Genomic DNA, 17,258 nt, shown 5'->3' with positions numbered 1-17,258 from the left:
GTCGGTCGTACGACACAGTGGCCCCCGCATCCCTCGGGTGCGGGGGCCCACTGCTGTTCCGGCGCTGCAGGCACTCCCGTGGCGGATGTTCTCCGGTGCCGGGATGTACCCGAGCCGGTCTCTGCGAAGCTGGTGAGCGTGTCGATGGGCCTGCTGTGGTGATGGAGCTGCCGTGTTGATAGGGGTGCTGGGGCCGTTCCGGCTGCAGACCGGTGACCGCAGCCCGGTGCGCATCGGCGGGCAGCGGGTGCGGATGCTGCTGGCCCGACTCGCCCTGGAACCCAACCGCACCGTGCCCACCGAGGTGCTCATCGAGGAGCTGTGGAGCGGTGATCGGCCCTCGCGGGCACTCAACGCCTTGCAGTCGCTGGTCTCCCGGGCCCGCCGTGCCCTGCCCGAGAAATCCGGGCCTGCTCTGCACTCCGACGGTGCCGGGTATGTGTTGGCGGTGCCGCCCGACGAGATCGATCTGCACCGCTTCGAGCGACTCGCCGCCGAGGGGCATCGCCTGCTGCACGAGGGTGAGACGGGCTCGGCCGCCGCAACCCTGCGCGAGGCACTGGACCTGTGGCGCGGCGCCGCACTGGTCGACTTCGCCGAGGCGCCGTTCGCCGAAGCGGCCTCGGCTCGGCTCGAGGAGCTGCGCCTGTCGGCCTGGGAAGGCCGCATCGAAGCAGACCTGCTGCTCGGGAACGATCACGTGCTCGTGCCCGAACTCGATGCGCTCTGCACGCGGTATCCGCTTCGCGAGCGCTTCACGGCGCTGCGCATCCGCGCGTTGGCCGCCTGTGGCAGGCAGGCCGATGCGCTCACCGCCTACGACGATCTGCGCCGTCGGCTCGCCGAGGAGCTCGGGATGGACCCGTCGCAGCAGCTGCAGGACCTGCATCTGGCGGTGCTGCGCGGAGACCTCGGGACGGATCCCCAGCACATCTCACAGCACTCTCCTCCTCGTGCCCGGCAGGAACAGCACCCCACACCCGCGTGCGGAGTGCCGACGCGATTGAGCAGCTTCATCGGGCGTGAAGCCGAAATCGATCAGACGCGGCAGGCCCTGCGTGGTTCCAGGCTGGTGACTCTGTTCGGTCCCGGTGGCGCGGGCAAGACCCGCCTGGCGACCGAGAGCGCGGCGTGCCTCGAGGGTCTCCGCGTCCTGTTCGTGGAGCTCGCGCCGGTGCGCGAGGATCACGACCTTCCCGCAGCGGTTCTCGGTGCGCTCGGAATTCGGGAGGCGCGGCTGCTGGATGCGCAGCCCACGATCACGGACGTGACCGCGCGGCTGGTCGATGCCCTCTCGCTCGAGCCGACCCTGCTGGTGTTGGACAACTGCGAGCACGTGATCGCAGCGGCAGCCGGGCTGGTCGGTGACCTGGTGTCGCGCTGCCCGCAGTTGCGTGTGCTGGCCACCAGTCGGGAGCCGCTGGCGCTGACCGGTGAGAAAGTGCTTGCCGTGGGTCCGCTGGGCTTGCCCGAAGCCGGTGGGGATCCCGGCGAGGCCGCCGCCGTGCGGCTCTTCGTCGAACGGGCGGCAGCTGTGCGCCCCGATTTCGCCCTCGACGAGCGCAGCACCGATGACGTGGTGGAGGTCTGTCGCCGGCTGGACGGAATGCCCCTGGCGATCGAGCTCGCCGCCGCACGTCTGCGGGCGATGAGCGTGCGCCAGATCGCCGATCGCCTCGAGGACCGGTTCCGGTTGCTGAGCAGCGGCAACCGGGCCGCCATGCCCCGGCACCGCACGCTGCGGGCGGTGGTGGAGTGGAGCTGGGAGCTGCTCGACGAGCCGGAGCGGGCACTGGCCCGGCGCTTGTCGGTGTTCGCCGGTGCCGTGGACGTGGACTCGATCACCGCCGTGTGTGCCGGTGCCGGTCTGGTGGCCGAGGAAGTCGTCTACGTTCTCGCCGCGCTGGTGGAGAAGTCCCTGGTGGAGGCGGTCACCGACGACCGCGGGATGCGGTACCGGATGCTGGAGACGGTGCGTGCCTATTGTGCCGAGCGGCTCGACGAGGCAGGCGAGCATCCCGGAACTCGCCTGGCGCACGCGGAGCACTTCCTGGACCTGGCCGAGGCAGGTGGGGACCGGATCCATCTGGACGACCAGGTGGAGTGGATCACCCGGCTCGACACCGAGCACGACAACATCCTGGCCGCGCTGCACTGGACCGTTGTCTCCGGTGACGCGGACCGCGGTGTCCGGTTCGTCGCCGCGCTGGGGTGGTACTGGTCGATGACCACCCAGCACACCGAGGTGATCACTCGCCTGGACGAGGTGATGGTGCTGCCCGGGCAGGCACCGCCCGAGAGCCGTGCGGTCGTCGACCTGATGCGGGGCTTCTTCAGCACCTCACCGGAATGGGCGAGCGAGCTGCGCCGGGCGGCCGCTCGGGTGCGCGAGACCGACGCGATGAGCCGCTACCGCTATGTCGCGATCATGGAGCCGATGGCGTGGTTGCTGTCCGGCCTGCCGGGCGAGGTCGAATGCAGCGTGCAACGCGCGCGGGCGCACCCGGATCCCTGGGTGAATGCGGCCGGCCTCCATGCGCACGCCGTCAGCGCCGAGCGCAGCGGTGATCCGGTCGGTGGTGAGCGCCGTGCACGGGCGGCGGCGGAAGCGTTCGACAGGGTCGGGGACCGCTGGGGGGTCGCCCAGACCATGACCAGCCTGGCCGGTTTCCGATCGCTGCGGGGCGATCACGCGGGAGCGATCGAAGTGCTCGGGAAAGCGATGACCTCGATCCGGCAGCTGCGCTCCACCGAGGACCTCGTTCCTCTGCTGGCACGGACCGGGTTGGAAAAGCTTCGGGCGGGTGATCTCGAGGGGGCTCGAGAGGGACTGGCCGAGGCCGGTGAGGTCGCGAAGAGCTCGTTTCCGTACCACCGGGTCACCGTGTGGTGCGGACTCGCCGAAATCGCCCGGATCGGCGGGGATCTCGACCGGGCCCGCGAAGACCTGGGGCGAGCCCACGAGGTGGTGGAGGAGTCGTGGCTCGCGCCGCGACCGATGCGGCAGATGCTGCTGGCCTTCGAGGCGCGGTTGTGTCTGGACGAAGGGCGGCTCGACCGGGCACGTGAACGACTCGCCACGGCCGTGGAGATGGGCAGCGGGGCCGGTGACATGCCGATCGCGGCGATGCTGGCCGAGCAGTCGGCGCGGCTGCTGCTCGCCTCCGGCGAGGCCGAGCGGGCGGTCCGCACACTCGGCCTGGCCGTGGCGATGCGCGGGATGCTCGATCACGGCGATCCCGAAGTCCGCGCGCTGCTCGCCGATCTCGATGTCGCTGTCGACCCGCAGGTGTACCGACGCGCCTTCGACAGCGGTTCTGCCCTGGCCGGCGAACACGCACACACGGAACTCGCCCGCACTGTCGGTGTGTGACGGCTACCGCCCGGATCGATTCCGGCGGGATCGTTGACATCCGGCTGTGATCGGCTACCGTCCGGCTCGATCATCGATCGACTCTTCTTGCGGCTGTCCGCGGTCTTGCCGATGCCGGAGAAGAGTCGGACCATCACGGTGGAGCGATTGTCGAGGTATCGGCGCCATGGACGAAGGCCGCAGGGACGGCGACAGCGGAGACGACGTGGGCCCCTCGGGGGTGCCTCCCGAAGAGCCGGGCACGCGCACCGCCGAGCCCGAAAGCGGCGAGGTCGAGGAGCGGACCCGGGTGTCGCGGCGGGCCTGGATCGGTCGCTTCCTCGGGCCGGCGCTGGCCATCGCGGTGTACTTCCTGCTGCCCGGCGGCGAGGGCGGGGTGCCTCCCGAGGCGCGCGGTGTGGCCGCCGTGGGTGCGCTGATGGCGGTCTGGTGGGTGACCGAGGCGCTGCCGCTGGCCGCCACCGCCCTGCTGCCGATCGCACTGTTCCCTCTGCTGGGAGTCGGTGGCATCGAGGACGCCACCGCCCCCTACGCCAACGACATCGTCTTTTTGTTCATGGGCGGGTTCATGCTCGCGCTGGCGATGCAGCGCTGGGGTCTGCACCGCAGGATCGCTCTGCGCACCGTGCTGGCCGTGGGCACCAAACCGGTCCGCGTGATCGGCGGCTTCATGCTGGCCACCGGATTCCTGTCCATGTGGGTCAGCAACACCGCCACCACCGTGGTGATGCTGCCGATCGGGCTGTCGGTGCTGACCCTGGTGTTCGAACGTATGCGCGGCGGCGAGCGAGCGGCCGAGGAGGAACACGTCGCCGACGCCGTGGAAAAGGTCTCCGACCGCGGCGCCGCCAACTTCGCGACCTGCCTGATGCTGGCGATCGCCTACGCGGCCAGCATCGGTTCGCTGGCCACGTTGATCGGCACGCCCCCCAACCTGTTCATGGCCGGATTCCTGTCCGAAACCTACGGCATCGAGATCGGCTTCGGGCAGTGGATGCTGTTCGGTCTGCCGCTGGCGGTCGTGCTGATGGTGGTGGCGTGGCTGCTGCTGACCAAGGTCGTCTACCCCACGACGATGACCGACATTCCCGGCGGCCGGGAACTGTTCCGCAGCGAGCTGGCCAAGCTGGGCCCGATGAGCCGGGGTGAGCGGATCGTGGGAATCGTGTTCATCTGCACGGCACTGCTGTGGATCACGCGGGAACCGATCAGCAACTACGTCCCCGGGTTTTCGGAGCTCTCCGACGCCGGGATCGCCATCCTCGCCGCCCTGGTGCTGTTCGCGGTCCCGGTCGACGCCCGGCGTGGCGTGTTCACGCTCGACTGGACGTCGGCGGCGAAGCTGCCGTGGGGTGTGCTGCTGCTGTTCGGGGGTGGTCTGTCGCTGGCCTCGGCGATCGGCGACAGCGGCCTGGACGCCTTCATCGGCAGGCAGGTGGGCGCGCTGGGCGGTGTCCCGTCCCTGGTGCTCGTCCTGGTCGCCGTCGTCTCGGTGATCTTTTTGACCGAGATGACCAGCAACACCGCCACGGCAGCGACCTTCCTGCCGATCCTGGCGGGGGTGGCGCTGGGCCTCAATGCCGATGTGCTGCTGCTGGTGGTGCCCGCGGCCGTGGCGGCGACCTGCGCGTTCATGCTGCCGGTGGCCACCCCGCCGAACGCGATCGTGTTCGGCTCCGGACATGTCACCATCCCGCAGATGGTCAAGGCCGGATGGTGGCTCAACCTCACCGCGATCGTGCTGATCCCACTGGCCGTCTACACCCTCGGCGGCTGGGCACTGGGCATCGCCCTGAGCTGAGGGAAGCCGGCAACCGAGCGATGAGTCCCCTCGAATGAGCGCCGGTCCCTCCCGCCCCCGACGCGGGAGGGACCGGCGCTCATCTTCGTGCCGCCCGAGTGCTCGACCGGGGGGCAAGCCGGCCATCCGTCTGTTCGGGTCCTGAATTCCCTCAGACGCGGCGACGGTAGGCCCACATCGCCAGCGGGAAGAATACCGCCACGATCACCACCATCCAGATCAGCGTCGCAACCAGTGGCCCGGCCACCGGCCCGCCGATCATGAGACCTCGCGCGGTGTCGGCGAGATGGGACACCGGGTTGACGTTGACCCAGGCCTGCAACCACCCGGGCATGGTCTCGGTCGGGGCGAACACGTTACTGCCCATCGTCAGCGGGAACATGAACGCCATCGCCACGCCCGGCAGTGCCTGCTGGCTGGCCACCAGCATCCCGAGCAGCACCGAGATCCAGCACATGCACAGCGCGAAGGCGACCACGAGCACGATCGCCAGGGCCGTGGGAACCGGCCCGGTCTGGATCCGGAAGCCCATGAGCGCGGCCACGGCCAGCAGGACCGCGATCGAGACGAGGTAGCGGACGACGTCACCGAGCACGGCCCCGATCAGCGGCGCCGACCGGGCCACCGGCAGGCTGCGGAACCGGTCGAACACGCCCTTGGTGACATCGTTGTTGAGCTGCATCCCGGTGCCGAGACTGCCGAAGACCATGTTCATCGCCATCACACCGGGCAATGTGCGCTGCAGGTACTCCCCGGTGTCCCCGGAGATGGCCCCACCGAGCAGGTAGACGAACATGGCCAGGAAGAGAATGGGCTGCAGGGTGACGTCGAGCAGCCCTTCCGGCGACTTGCGGATCTTGAGGATGCTGCGCCCGGCCAGCGTCAACCCGTGCTTGAGCGTGCGTATCGGCCCGATGTGCTCCGGCGCTGCCGCCGCCGGAGTCGGCGGTGTGTCCGAGGGGCGTTCGACTGTCGTGGTGCTCATGCTGCGGTGTCCTCCTCGGGCGTGTCCGCCGGAGCGGCGCCGGCCTTGCCGGTGATGGCCAGGAAGGCCTCGTCGAGACTGGGCAGCCGCAGCGAGAGCTCGTCGGCGGTGATGCCCGCGTCGTCGAGGCGGCGCACCAGTGCCGACATGAGCACCGGATCGTCGACAGGCACCGTCAACAGACCGGTCTCGGTGTTGGTGGTCGGTTGTGTGTCGGTGAGCTCGGTCAGAATCCGGGCCACCTCGGTGACCCGGTCCGGTTCGCTGGGCCGGATCTGCAGGGTCTGCCCGCCGGTGCGGCGCTTGAGCTCGTCGGCGCGCCCCTCGGCCACGACCCGGCCGTGGTCGATCACGCTGATCCGGTCGGCGAGCTGGTCGGCCTCCTCCAGGTACTGGGTGGTCAACAGCACGGTCACGCCCTCGTCGGTCAGTGTGCGCACCATGTCCCACACCTGGTTGCGACTGCGCGGATCCAATCCGGTGGTCGGCTCGTCGAGGTACAGCACCTCGGGACGGCCCATCAGGCTGGCCGCCAGATCCAGCCTGCGTCGCATGCCGCCGGAATACGTCTTGATCGCCCTGTCGCCGGCATCGGCGAGGTCGAACCGCTGCAGCAGCTCCGCCCCGCGTGCCTTCGCACTGCGCCGCGACATCTCCAGCAGCCGCCCGATGAGCAGCAGGTTCTCCGCCCCGGTCAGTTCCTCGTCCACCGAGGCGTACTGGCCGGTCAGGCCGATGCGGCTGCGCACGGCGACGGGCTGGCGCAGGATGTCGTAACCGGCCACCGTGGCCTGTCCGGCGTCGGGCCGCAGCAGTGTGGCCAGGATGCGCACCGACGTCGTCTTGCCCGCGCCGTTGGGGCCGAGAACGCCGAGAATGGAGCCGGTGGGCGCGGCGAGATCGACACCGTCCAGTGCGGTGGTCGATCCGAAGTGTTTGACCAGGCCCTGTGCCTGGACCGCGAGCGACATGCAACCTCCCTCGATGCTTCCTCACCCACCCTCGGGGAAAGCGCTGACAGGCTGCGCACAGCACACTGTCAGGGGCGGTGACCCGGCCGACAGCGACCGGCCGTGCTTGTGGTGTGCTTGCTCCGGGAGCTCTCCCGGGTGGTGCGAGGGATGGGGATGCACGAAGCGACCGAAGTATCGAGAACCGATGCGGCCGAGCCGGCCGGGGAGCGCAGGCATCGCCGACCGGGCGGAACCACGGTGACCGTCCTGCTCTCGCTGTGCGCACTGCCCTACCTCGCGTGGGCGTCACTGCGCCTGGTCGGCCTGGACACCAACCGCTACACGGCCGCCCTGGTGGCGCTGACCCAGTACGCCGTGCCGGTCGGCGCGATCCTTTTCGTGGCCGCGCTGCTGCTGCGCCGGTGGTTGACCACGGTGGCGCTCGGTGTGGTCACCGCGATCCTGGCGTTGTCGGTGGCGCCGAGAGCGATTCCCGACGAGCCGGTCCCGGTACGGGGCGAGCCGGTCACGGTGCTGTCGGTGAACGTGTACTTCGGGAAGGCCGATCCCGCCCGGATCGTGGAACTGGTGCGGCGCCACGGCGTCGACGTGCTCGGCCTGCAGGAACTGACACCGCAACTGGTCACGGCGCTGGACGAGGCCGGGCTGGCGGAGGTGCTGCCGCACCGGGTGTTCGAGATCCGTCCGGACGCGGCCGGCGCAGGCATCGTCTCCCGGTATCCGCTGCGGGAGCTGTCGCTGGTGCGCCGGACCACCATGAGTCAGCCGTCCACGCGAGTGGATCTGCCGGGGCCGCGGGACATGGAGTTCGTGGCCGCGCATCCGACCATCCCGGTCGGCGATGGCACGGCCTCGACGTGGAGACGGGAGATCGCCGCGCTGCCGCCGCCGGTGAGCGGCAGACAGGAACCGGCACGGGTGCTCGCCGGGGACTTCAATGCCACCCTCGATCACAGCCCGCTGCGCAACCTGCTCGGGCGCGGGTACGCCGACGCCGCCGAGGTCACCGGCAACGGCCTGCAGCCGACCTGGCCCATGAACGGGCGCCCGCTCGTGCCGCCGGTGACCATCGATCACGTGCTGGTCAGCGGTGGCACCGTTGTTCGGGGATACCGCACCTTCGCCGTGGACGGCACCGACCACCGCGCGGTGCTGGCCCACCTCGTCGTGCCCCGGTGACGGCGGTATGCCCCCGTCACCGGGCGCTCACGTGGAACCGGACCGCTCACCGCCGCGGGGAGATCACCGATCCCCGCTCGGCCCGGTCACTTCTCCGGCTGGGACCCCAGAACGACCTCGAATTCCATCAGGCTGGCGCCGCTCGAGACCGGCTGCTGGTTCTCCTGCGCGTGGGCTTCCTTGGCCGGGCCGTTGGCCCAGTTGCGGAAGTCCTCCTCCGTTTCCCATCGGGTGTACACGAAATACCGGTTCTCGCCGTTGACCGGGCGCAGGAGTTCGAAACCGAGAAAGCCCGGGGCGTTGTCCACCGCGCCGTGCCGCTGAGCGAACCGCTTCTCGAGTTCCTCACCCTTGCCTTCGGGAACCTCGATCGCATTGATCTTCACAACCGCCATGGCGCCAGCCTACCCACGGTGTGGGATTCGGGGGTGCGGTCGTCGTCACTCGACCTGGGGATGCAGGCGCCGTACGGTCCAGGTGCGTCTGCGCCGTACGGTCAGGCTGGTCAAGACCAGCGCCGCGAGCAGGAAGCCGCCCAGCACAGCCGCGTCCCGGACGAGGTGCTCGGCCGGACCACCCGAGATCGTGATCCGCAACCCGTCCACCAGGTAGGTCATCGGCAGCAGCGGATGGAGCGCCTGGAACGGCACCGGCGTGGTCTCCATCGGGTACAGCCCGCCCGAGGCTGTGAGCTGCACGACCAACAGCACCAGGGACAGGTATCCGCCCGCTGCTGCCAGCCAGGTGCGCAGGAAGTGGGTGATGGCCACGAATGCCGATGCCGCCAGCGCCAGCAGGCCGATGGTGGCCCACAGGTGCCGCGGATCGAGTCCGAGCCCGAGGTCGGCAACGGCGAGCAGGACGAGCGCACCGAGGACACCGAGAACGGCGACCGGCAGCCAGCCGGCGAGCGCGATGGTGGGAGCACTGACCCGCCCGGCCAGTGCGCGCAGGTTGACGGGCTTGAACAGCGGGTAGGCCAGCAACCCGAACAGCCACAGTGCGACGGCGAACCAGAACGGGGCGAGGCCGCGCCCGTAGACGTGCGCGGGGTTGAGGTTGCGTTCGTCGATCGAGGCGGGAGAGCCGAGCACCTCGGCTGCTCGGGCCGCCCGGGTCGGGTCGGTAGGGGGGATCCCGGCGCGGCTGTCGTCGATCAGACCCGCCAGTTGCCGCGCTCCGTCGGTGAGTTGCCCGGACCCGGTCCGCAGTGTCTCGCTGGTGCCGAGCAGCGCGTCCAGCCCACTGGTCAGCGTCTGCGTGCCGCTGGTGAGCTGGGAGGAGCCGTCGCGGAGGGACTCGGCGGACGTGGTGACCGTGCTGATCCGGCTGCGCAGCGCCCCGAGAGTGTCCCGCAGACCCACCGCGCGGCTGTTGGCCTGCCGGGCGGCGCTCAGCGCGCGCTGCGCATCGCGGTCGGCGTCGGCGGCCGCCTCGGCCAGTGCTCGGGCATCACCGAGGACCTGCCGATACACGGGGTCCCGAGTGAGTTCCGGATGTCTGCGTCCGAGCTCGTTCAGCCCGTCGACATTGCCGGTGGCGCGTTCGGCGATGGCCTCGGCCGCGGTACCGGCCGAACGCATGCCGTCCATCGCGGACTCGGTGGCCTCGACCAGGGCGCCTGCGGTCTCGGGCAGTGTCCGGGCGGTGTCGGCGAGGGTATCGAGCCGACTGTCGAGCTGCGCGGCCGTCTCGGTGACCTGCTGCACGCTGCCGGAGATCCGGCGCGAGCTGTCCCGGAGGCCGGCCAGTCCCTCGGTGAGGTTGTCGAGTCCCTGCTCGTTGAGCTCGGTGTCGCGGATCAGCTGCTCGGCCGTGTCGGAGGCGCGTTGCAGTTTCTCCCGGATGGCGTCCACCCCGCTGTAGAACGCACGGGCGTAGGCGGCGTGCGCGGCGGAGTCGACCTGGTTCTGCAGTTCGGCCCGCGCGGTGTCGGCCATGATGCCGGCGAGATAACCGTTGGCGTCGTTCTTGGTGATCGTCAGCGTCGCGCGTTCCGGTGTCCGTTGCGTGGCGGTGGCCAGCTTGGCGCTGAAGTCGGCGGGAATCGAGATCGCGAAGTAGTAGCTCCCCTCGCGCAGGCCGCTGCGGGCTTCGGCGGGGTTCACGAAATGCCAGTCGAACAGTTCGGTGGTCTTGAGCTGCTGTACGAACTGCTCGCCCGCGTTGATGTAGCGCCCCCCGGCGGTGACCGGGCGGTCGGAATTGGTCACGGCCACCGGGACCTCGTGCAGGTTCCCGTAGGGGTTCCAGTGCGACCACAGCCACAGCGAGCCGTACAGCAGCGGGGTCAGCGCGAGAACCACGGGTATCAGCAGCCGTATCCCCCCGCCGCGAAAGCGGCGCAATTCCAGCAGGGCCAGCCTGATCGCCTTCAACGGGAATCCTCGCCCTGCTCGGAGTCCGGTTCGTCCGGCAGTTCGCCGAACGTCAGTGTGGTTTCCCGGGTGTCCTGCCGCGCGTCGGACGGGGTGGCGTCGACCACCGTGAACTGCTCGGTCGTGTTCTGATCGACGCCTTCGACGACCCTGTGCTCGACGGTTTCCGGTTCGGTGCCGCCCGGGGTGGGCAGCCGGATCACCGTCGTGCCGGGGTCGGGGCCGGGCGGGTCCGACGAGCCGGCCACGACGGTCATGCCGGTGCGGGCCACCGTCCGCAGAGCGGTCCAGGCGCGTTTGCGTGCCGCCTGCGGGAGGCCGAGTTCGACGTCGTCGACGAGCAGGCCTGCCGGAGCTCGGGCCGCCCCGAGTGCCACGGCCAGCAGCAATTGCTCACCCGGGTGCAGTTCGTGAACGAGTGTGTCCGGCTTCGGGTCGATACCGACCAGCGCGAATGCCTCTTCGACATCGTTGCGGGTGATGCCGGTGGTGATGCGTCGTTCGGTGACCGTTTCCCGGACCGTCATGCGTCGCTCCAGTTCGAATCCGGGGCGCAATCGGGCCGGAGCCATCAGGCGGCGCACTGCCTTGCCCTGGGCGGGCAAGGTAAGCCCGGACACGGTCAGGTGGCCGGTGATCAACCGCAGCCGCCCGGACAGAGCCAGCAGCAGCGAGGTTCTTCCTGAGCCGGAAGGGCCGGTCACCGCGACGAGGTCGCCGGGATCGACCCGCGCGTGCACGTTTTCGAACACCGTGCCCTCCGGCCCTCGGGCGGTGATGCCGCGTGCGACGATGCCGGCCCCGTCGATGTTCATCGGCCCCCCTCGCGCGGATCGGCTGCTGATCCAACGTGGCCCTTCGCGGGTGCTCGGGCAACTCGAAGGGGCGATGCGCAAGTCGGCGCCGGAGGATCACCGGCGGAAACGCTCACGCGTGGCTGTCGAGCAGCACGTCGATCTCGCCGGTGCGGGTGTCGGTGACCCCGACCGCGGTGACCGCCGCGCGGACCGGTTCGGCCGGGTGCAGCGCCGCGAACCCCGCGGAGAGCTCGCTGCGTGTGATGCCTCGTGCGAGCGTGCAGTGCGGTATCCACGCACCCGGCAGGTAGTACGCGGACGGCTGGGTGACCTTCCCGGTCAGCGCGTCGTGCGCGGCGGAATGCACGGCGAGTATCTCGGTGTCGGTGATCGCACCCAGCAGCAGGACCGACTCCTCAGCGGGGAAGGTTCCCAGTGTGTACAGCCACAGGTCCGGAAGGGACAGTGCTTCGAGTTCGGTGCGTACAGCCTTGCGCGCCGAGGGCGGTATCGACGCACCCATCGCCAGGGTCACGTGCGGGCGGTGCCGCCGGTGTGTGCGGGCGGCCATGCTCGGGATGCCGGCATCGTCCAGCCGCTGCCACAGCGCCCGCACCGCCGCGTCGGCCTCCGCGTCGAAGAAGAGGTCCAGTGCCTGCGCCATGAAGATTCTTCCTGCACATGCCGATCCGTTTGGTTTCTACGACTCGCCGGGGAGGGCGAACCGGCCGTCCTGCGTCTGCTCCATCAGCCCGTCCGTCAGCAAGGAGTCCAGGCACTGATCGCGTTGGCCGGCATCGTTCCAGACCGCATCCAGCTGCTCCCGCGTCACCGGACCGTCGGCACCGCGGAGTACGTCGAGCAGTCGGCCCCGGACCTGCCGGTCGGTACCGGCGAATCGTTGCACCTTCTTCGGCGGCCCCGCATAGGCGGGGCGACCGGCATGCTGCCAGGCACAGTCGTGCGAGATCGGGCAGGCTTCGCAGGCAGGCGAGCGCACGGTGCACACGGTCTGCCCGAGCTCCATCAGTGCGGCCGACATCTTCGCGGCGCGGGCATCGTCGGCGGGTAACAGTGCCTCGACGTCGGCAAGGTCGCGTTTCGGTGCGGGAGGTCCCGCATCTCCCGCACCGTGTACGGCCCGTGCGACGACGCGGCGCACATTGGTGTCGACGACCGGCGCGCGCCTGCCGTAGGCGAAAGCCGCGACCGCGCGGGCGGTGTAGGTGCCGACTCCGGGCAAGGCGAGCAGCGCATCCACCTCGGCCGGGACAACGTCGCCGTGCTCGGTGGCGATGACCGAGGCGGCCTCGTGCAGGCGCAGCGCGCGCCTCGGGTAGCCCAGCTTGCCCCAGGCGCGCAGGACCTCGGCCTGGGTGGCCGCGGCCAGGTCGGACGGCCGTGGCCACCGGGCCATCCACTCTTCCCAGACCGGCTGTACGCGGCGCACCGGTGTCTGCTGCAGCATCGTCTCGCTGACCAGCACACCCCAGCCGGTCGTCGTGGGGGCGCGCCAGGGCAGGTCACGGGCGTGCGCGTCGAACCAGGCGGTCAGCTCGGCGGGGTCCGGTGCCGATGTGCCGGGCATCGAAGTCGTGGTGTTCGTTTCCGAGGAGGTCATGGCGCCGCCGATCCTGCCAGGCGTGGTCGTCCGGCGGTGCGGGAGGGCTGTGCGAGGGACCCGCGAGGTCTTTTTCCCGGCTGCTGTCAGACGTAGCGCTCCGCGAGGGAGGATTCGGCCAGGCGCGACAGCCCTTCCCGGACGAGCCGTGCACGGGGCTCGCCGACCGTGTCGACCTCGCACAGATCGTCGGCGGTGGCGGCCAGCAGATTCTGCAGGGACCCGAAATGCTCGACCAGTTGCCTGCGCACTGTGGCCGGCAGTCGCGGGACCCGTGCGAGCAGTCGGTACCCGCGCGGGGCGAGGTGCCGTTCCAGCGCTTCCGGAGTACCCGGGTAGCCGAACGATTCCGCGATCGTGGTGAGGTCCAGCAGGTCGGTGCTGTTCAGGGTGTCCAGCGCCGCGGCGATCTGATCTCCCGTGGGCATCCCTCCCTGGGTCGGCAGGTACTCCTGCACGATCAATTCGCGGTCCACGGCAATGCCGCCGACCAGTTCGTCGAGCTGGAGCTCGATCAGGCGCCCGTCCACACCGAGCTCCACGACACAGCCCTCGATCTCGTCGGCGATCCGACGCACCATCTCCAGTCGTTGCACGACGGTCAGGACATCCCGCAGCGTCACGTAGTCCTCGATCTCCAGCGCCGACAGTGTCTGGGCCACTTCGGACAACCGGGTGGTGTAGCGGCTCAGGGTGGCCAGCGCCTGGTTCGCGCGGGACAACAGTTCCGGCGAGCCGGTCAGCACGTGCCGGTGCCCTTCGATGTACACGCTGGCGATGCTCATCGACTGGCTGACCGACACCACCGGATACCCCGTGTGGATGGCGGTGCGCTCGGCGGAGCGGTGGCGGGTGCCGGACTCGTCGGTGGGGATGCGGGCGTCGGGGACGAGTTGCACGTTGGCCCGCACGATGTGGCTCGCGTCGGTGGACAGCACAACGGCGCCATCCATCTTGGACAGCTCTCGCAGCCGGGTGGCACTGAACTCGACATCGAGGGAAAAGCCGCCGTCGCAGAGGGACTCGACCGTCTCGTCGTGGCCCAGCACGATCAGCGCCCCGGTGCGCCCGCGCAGGATGCGTTCGAGGGCATCGCGCAGTGCGGTGCCCGGAGCGAGCCACGCGAGTGTGGCTCGCAGCTTTTCGGGATGTGCCCGCTCACTCACCCTTCCTCCCCTTCGGAGAAACTTCTCGGCTCGATGCGGTGCGCGGTCGGCAGGCGGAGCCGGTTACCGCTCGCGAAGCGCTCGCAGCGCCGAACGGAGGTCGCGCACCTCGGTGGCCCGGATCCCCTGGGGAACGGGGCCACAGTCCGGCGGTATCAGGGCACGGTCGAAGCCGAGCCGTGCTGCCTCGGCAAGCCTGCGGCCGACGGCGTTGACCCGGCGGATCTCACCCGCCAGGCCGACCTCACCGACCGCGATCACGTTCGACGGCAACGGTAAATCCATCTTGGACGAAGCTACGGCCAGTGCGATCGCGAGGTCCGCGGCGGGCTCGGTGACCTTCATACCCCCTACGGTCGCCGCGAAGACCTCCTGGTCCCCGGTGGTGATGTTGCCGCGCTTGTCCAGTACCGCCAGCATCATCGAGACCCTGGCCGAGTCCAGGCCGCTCACGGCGCGGCGGGGGATGGTCATCTGCGTCGGGGTCACCAGGGCCTGCACCTCGGCCAGCAGCGGGCGCTTGCCCTCCACCATGACCGTCACCGCGGTACCGGGTACCTGCGTTTCCTGCCGATTGACGAACAGGCCCGACGGGTCGGTGATCTCGATGATGCCCTCGTCGCCCTGCTCGAAGCAGCCGACCTCGTCGGCGGGGCCGAAACGGTTCTTGATGCCGCGCAGCATGCGCAGGGACGAATGGCGGTCGCCTTCGAACTGCAGCACCACGTCCACGAGATGCTCGAGCACCCGAGGGCCTGCCACCGCGCCGTCCTTGGTCACGTGACCGACGAGGACCACGGGCAGGCCGCGCTCCTTGGCCAGCGCCACCAGCGCGGTCGTCACGGCTCGAACCTGGGTGACCCCGCCCGGGCTGCCCTCTGCCTCGGCCGACTGCACCGTCTGCACCGAGTCGACGATCAGCAGACCGGGCTTCACCGCGTCGACATGGCCGAGCACGGAGGGCAGGTCGCTTTCGGCGCCCAGGTACAGCTCGGGATGCAGCGAGTCGGTGCGCTCGGCACGCAACCGGACCTGGCCTGCCGACTCCTCGCCGGTGACGTACAGCGACGGCCCTCCGGAACCGCCCGCAGCCCAGCGATGTGCGACTTCCAGCAGCAACGTCGACTTGCCGACTCCCGGTTCACCGGCGAGCAGGGCGACCGCGCCGGGCACGATTCCGCCGCCCAGGACGCGATCGAGTTCGTCGATGCCGGTGGAGATCGCCCGGGCGGAGTCCAGGTCCACCTCGGCGATCGGGCGTGCCGGGGTGGCAGGAGCTCCCGCGGCGACCTTGGACAGTGCGGGGCGAGCCGGGGCGGCTTCCTCGACGGTGTTCCATGCCTGGCACGACGGGCACTTGCCGACCCATTTGGCGACCTCGTGACCGCATTCGGTGCAGCGGTAACCGGGCCGGTTCGCCGTTCGTGCGGTGCGGGCGTTCTTCTGAGGCACAGCGTGAGGCTATCCGGCCACGGTGACACTGCCGGCCGTGGTGACCCCTGCCGCCGCGCGTGTCGGCTCACCCGCGCGGGGTGGAAGATCAGCCGCCGTGGCCCTGCCCCGAGCCCTGGCCCGGCTCCTGGATCTGTTCCGCGGTGTCGGGGCTGCCCTGCTCGGGGCGCGGTTCGGGGCTGGGGCCGATCGGCACCTGCGCCGTCACCGAGCCGGCCTGGGCGAAGGTGAAGGTGACCGGGATGGTCACACCCGGACGGATGGGCTGGGTGAAGCCGACCAGCCGGATCTCGACCCGCTTCTTCTGAACCGGCCCGTTCTGCGCGAACTGGGTCTGCGTGTCGGGCTGCCCAGTGGTGGCTGTCTCCCTGCCCACGTACAGCCTGGTTCCGCCGGGGATCACCGTGGGTTCACCGATCTCGGTGGAGTTGGCGTAGGGGCTGCTGACGCTGAGCAACCGGTCCTGCTGGGGTTTCTGGTTGATCAGGACGGCCTGCACCGGAGCTGTCGACCCCGCGGGATAGACCGGCTCACCTTCGGGATAGGCCAGCGTGGCATCGCGAACGTACATGTTCTGCGTGCTGACGTTGTCGCCGTAGACGGTGGCGGTTTCGTCGGCGGTCTCTGCCTGCTTGCCTGCGGCGCAACCGGTCAGTGTGACGACGGCGCCGAGCGCGATCGCGACCGGTGCCAACCGCAGGCGACCTGCCTTGCTGTGCTGTGGGCGGCTCACGGTTGCAGTGTCCTTCCTGATTGCCGGACAACCGGTCATGAGCCTAATGGGTCCGCATGCAGGTTCGTGCCGGACCCCTGGCGTGCTCCGCTCGCCACTCCACCGAACGGGCGATACCGCGTCTACAGTGGAGTCCACTGATCGGGTGGCAGGGCGAGGTGATCCCTCGCCGCGCGTCTTCTCCATGGCATGGACGTATTGGTTTGTCAACCCCCAGTCTGCCCTCTGACCTGCGACGAAGGGGAGAGCCTCTCGAGATTGCGCTGTGGGCCATGCTAGAGTGGAAGGCAGCGAAAGGGGCAGAGGACACATGGTTTTCAAGGTCGGAGAGACCGTCGTCTACCCGCATCACGGCGCAGCGCTCATCGAGGCGATCGAGACTCGCGTGATCAAGGGTGAGGAAAAACAGTACCTCGTCCTTCGGGTTGCGCAAGGTGACCTGACCGTGCGCGTTCCCGCCGACAATGCCGAGCGCGTCGGGGTTCGGGACGTCGTCGGCCAAGAGGGTCTTGATCACGTTTTCGACGTGCTGCGTTCGTCCCACACCGAGGAGCCGACGAACTGGTCCCGGCGGTACAAGGCCAACCTGGAAAAACTCGCCTCGGGCGATGTGAACAAGGTGGCCGAAGTGGTGCGTGATCTCTGGCGGCGCGAGCAGGATCGTGGTCTGTCCGCAGGTGAGAAGCGCATGCTGGCCAAGGCGCGGCAAATACTGGTCAGCGAACTTGCGCTCGCGGAAGGCACCGACGAGGACAAAGCGGAGACCCTGCTGGACGAGGTCCTCGCAACGACGGTCTGA

The 17,258-nt window shown here is 69.6% G+C and carries 14 protein-coding genes; 4 read left to right on the top strand and 10 right to left on the bottom strand.

Annotation, left to right across the window (positions count from 1 at the left end; genetic code table 11):
* Window positions 1-172: 172 nt before the first annotated feature.
* Complete coding sequence (locus tag DFQ14_RS16845; protein WP_141921412.1) at window positions 173-3,373, top strand: ATP-binding protein; 3,201 nt, start codon at window positions 173-175, stop codon at window positions 3,371-3,373.
* 166 nt (window positions 3,374-3,539) lie between these two features.
* Complete coding sequence (locus tag DFQ14_RS16840) at window positions 3,540-5,174, top strand: SLC13 family permease (RefSeq protein ID WP_114454272.1); 1,635 nt, start codon at window positions 3,540-3,542, stop codon at window positions 5,172-5,174.
* 151 nt (window positions 5,175-5,325) lie between these two features.
* On the opposite strand, the gene DFQ14_RS16835 is transcribed toward DFQ14_RS16840, so the two are convergent.
* Together DFQ14_RS16835 and DFQ14_RS16830 are read right to left on the bottom strand one after the other, a co-directional pair.
* Window positions 5,326-6,159 (bottom strand): ABC transporter permease, encoded by an 834-nt coding sequence (locus DFQ14_RS16835; protein ID WP_114454271.1) that lies wholly within the window; start codon window positions 6,157-6,159, stop codon window positions 5,326-5,328.
* Entirely contained in the window at window positions 6,156-7,130 is a 975-nt protein-coding gene (locus DFQ14_RS16830) for an ATP-binding cassette domain-containing protein (RefSeq protein ID WP_114454270.1), read from the bottom strand. The genes DFQ14_RS16835 and DFQ14_RS16830 overlap by 4 nt, the downstream gene beginning before the upstream one ends.
* A 156-nt stretch (window positions 7,131-7,286) precedes the next feature.
* Here DFQ14_RS16830 and DFQ14_RS16825 point away from each other — a divergent pair, with 156 nt between their 5' ends.
* Window positions 7,287-8,312: an endonuclease/exonuclease/phosphatase family protein gene (locus tag DFQ14_RS16825; protein ID WP_114454269.1), complete on the top strand. Its 1,026-nt coding sequence runs from the start codon at window positions 7,287-7,289 to the stop codon at window positions 8,310-8,312.
* An 86-nt stretch (window positions 8,313-8,398) separates the two neighbouring features.
* Here the strand turns inward: DFQ14_RS16825 and DFQ14_RS16820 are convergent, their stop codons facing one another.
* From DFQ14_RS16820 to DFQ14_RS16785, 8 genes are all read right to left on the bottom strand, one after another.
* Window positions 8,399-8,707, bottom strand: coding sequence for an antibiotic biosynthesis monooxygenase family protein (locus DFQ14_RS16820; RefSeq protein WP_114454268.1), 309 nt, complete (start codon window positions 8,705-8,707; stop codon window positions 8,399-8,401).
* Window positions 8,708-8,752: 45 nt separating this feature from the next.
* Window positions 8,753-10,690, bottom strand: coding sequence for a YhgE/Pip domain-containing protein (locus DFQ14_RS16815; protein ID WP_114454267.1), 1,938 nt, complete (start codon window positions 10,688-10,690; stop codon window positions 8,753-8,755).
* Window positions 10,687-11,505, bottom strand: coding sequence for an ATP-binding cassette domain-containing protein (locus tag DFQ14_RS16810; protein ID WP_114454266.1), 819 nt, complete (start codon window positions 11,503-11,505; stop codon window positions 10,687-10,689). Before DFQ14_RS16810 ends, DFQ14_RS16815 begins: the two co-directional genes overlap by 4 nt.
* Before the next feature lie 112 nt (window positions 11,506-11,617).
* Complete coding sequence (locus DFQ14_RS16805; RefSeq protein WP_114454265.1) at window positions 11,618-12,151, bottom strand: 2'-5' RNA ligase family protein; 534 nt, start codon at window positions 12,149-12,151, stop codon at window positions 11,618-11,620.
* 36 nt (window positions 12,152-12,187) lie between these two features.
* Window positions 12,188-13,075, bottom strand: a complete 888-nt coding sequence (locus DFQ14_RS16800; RefSeq protein ID WP_114454371.1) for an HhH-GPD family protein — start codon at window positions 13,073-13,075, stop codon at window positions 12,188-12,190.
* A gap of 119 nt (window positions 13,076-13,194) precedes the next feature.
* The gene (gene disA / locus DFQ14_RS16795; protein ID WP_114454264.1) at window positions 13,195-14,274 is read right to left on the bottom strand and encodes a DNA integrity scanning diadenylate cyclase DisA; all 1,080 of its coding nucleotides are present in this window, start codon (window positions 14,272-14,274) and stop codon (window positions 13,195-13,197) included.
* Between the two features lie 63 nt (window positions 14,275-14,337).
* Window positions 14,338-15,726 carry a DNA repair protein RadA gene (radA, locus tag DFQ14_RS16790; RefSeq protein WP_114454263.1) on the bottom strand — a complete coding sequence of 463 codons (1,389 nt, stop codon included), beginning with the start codon at window positions 15,724-15,726 and terminating at the stop codon, window positions 14,338-14,340.
* Between the two features lie 88 nt (window positions 15,727-15,814).
* Window positions 15,815-16,459: a copper chaperone PCu(A)C domain-containing protein gene (locus DFQ14_RS16785; RefSeq protein WP_114454262.1), complete on the bottom strand. Its 645-nt coding sequence runs from the start codon at window positions 16,457-16,459 to the stop codon at window positions 15,815-15,817.
* Between the two features lie 310 nt (window positions 16,460-16,769).
* Here DFQ14_RS16785 and DFQ14_RS16780 point away from each other — a divergent pair, with 310 nt between their 5' ends.
* Entirely contained in the window at window positions 16,770-17,258 is a 489-nt protein-coding gene (locus DFQ14_RS16780) for a CarD family transcriptional regulator (RefSeq protein ID WP_114454261.1), read from the top strand.

Source organism: Halopolyspora algeriensis (assembly GCF_003337235.1).
Classification (GTDB): Bacteria; Actinomycetota; Actinomycetes; order Mycobacteriales; family Pseudonocardiaceae; genus Haloactinomyces; species Haloactinomyces algeriensis.
Note: the sequence above shows the minus strand (reverse complement) of the source record. Positions and strands in the feature narration are given on the sequence as shown.